The organism is Polaromonas sp. P3_C2 (genome assembly GCF_056402675.1).
The window spans coordinates 1-1,602 of the sequence record NZ_JBFUGX010000826.1; the positions used below are offsets into that span (position 1 = coordinate 1).

The window sequence follows — 1,602 nt, forward strand, 5'->3', positions numbered from 1 at the left end:
AAACATTGCCTGCGTCCACAAACCCATAGAGGCGCAGGGTACGGTCATTGCCTGCACCAGGAAACGGCGCAATGAGTTCGGCATTGAGGGTGAGCTTCTTCGGTCCACCGATGGCAAGATCAGACGCATCGCGCGGGCCCAGTGAGCCTTGCTCAAATCCACGCACAGAACCCAGGCCGCCCGAATAGTAATTCTTGAAGAGCGGATAAGGCTGGCCATTCAGGCCTTTGCCCCAGCCAAACTCGCCGTTAAGCGCAATCGTGAACTGCTTGTTGAGCGGAATGTATTTCTGGGCCTGGTAGTTCGCTCGCACGAATTTGATGTCGCCAGCGACACCCCAGTCACCGTAAACCCGTTGATAGAGGCCCGACGTAGGCACCAGCGCGCTGTCGCGGCTGTCGCGCGACCAACCCACTGTCAACGGAATCGAGTTGCTTTTGTAGCCAAACTGGTTCGCATAGTTCAGATAACTAACCGGCAGATTGGTGCCCGGCACAATCGTCAACTGCTCGTAACCGCTGCCAAAATAAACGGTGTCATTCTCGGTAAACGGAACACCGAAACGAATACTTGCGCCCCGCGTTTTCAGGCTGTAGTCACCACCTTGGCCCGAGGTAGGCTTCGACGTGCGGTCATAGACATCAATGGTGCGCGAAATACCATCGGCCGTGAAATATGGGTCAATAGTGCTGAGCACGATCTGGCGGTTGGACTTGCTGGTGTTGACTTCAACACCCAGGTAATTGCCCGAGCCAAAAACGTTTTCCTGCTTGATACCGAATACCAGTGAGAGGCTGTCCGCGCTGGAATACCCCGCACCAAGCTGCAAATTACCGGTTGGCTTTTCAACCACATTGACCGTAATGTCGACTTGGTCGTTTGTACCGGTCACTTCCTGCGTTTCTACATTCACATCGGTAAAGAAACCCAGACGGTCGACACGGTCGCGGGAAAGCCGGATTTTGTCGCCGTCGTACCAGGACGACTCAAACTGGCGGAACTCGCGACGCACGACTTCATCGCGCGTGCGATTGTTTCCGGCCACGTTGATGCGCCGCACATAAGCACGGCGGGATGGTTCTGCCTGAAGCACAAATGCCACGCGGTTATTGACACGGTCAATTTCCGGCACCGCTTCGACGCGGGCAAAAGCGTAGCCAAAAGTACCGAAATAGTCGCTGAACGCCTTGGTCGTTTCAGCGACCTCGTCCGCGTTGTAGGCCTCACCAGGCGTGATTTTCACGAGTGTCTTGAACTCTTCTTCCTTGTTCAGGTAGTTGCCTTCAAGCTTGACACCCGAAACAACAAAACGCTCGCCCTCGGTCACGTTGACGGTGATGGCAATGCTTTGTTTGTCCGGGGAAATCGCAACCTGGGTAGAGTCGATTTTGAATTMGAGGTAGCCCCGCGAAAGGTAGTAGGAGCGCAGCGTTTCAATGTCGGCGTTGAGCTTGGTGCGCGAATAGCGATCCGACTTGGTGTACCAGCTGAGCCAGCCACCTGTATCAAGGTCAAAGAGGCTCAGGAGGGTTGACTCGCTGAACGCCTTGTTGCCTGTAATGTGGATTTCCTTGATCTTCGCGACATCGCCTTCGGTCACAC

At 54.8% G+C, this 1,602-nt stretch carries 1 protein-coding gene; it reads right to left on the bottom strand.

All coding sequences use genetic code 11. The annotated features are described in order from the left end of the window. The coding region (gene bamA / locus AC1DWI_RS22425; protein ID WP_477725817.1) for an outer membrane protein assembly factor BamA at positions 1 to 1,602 on the bottom strand (1,602 nt) is incomplete at both ends.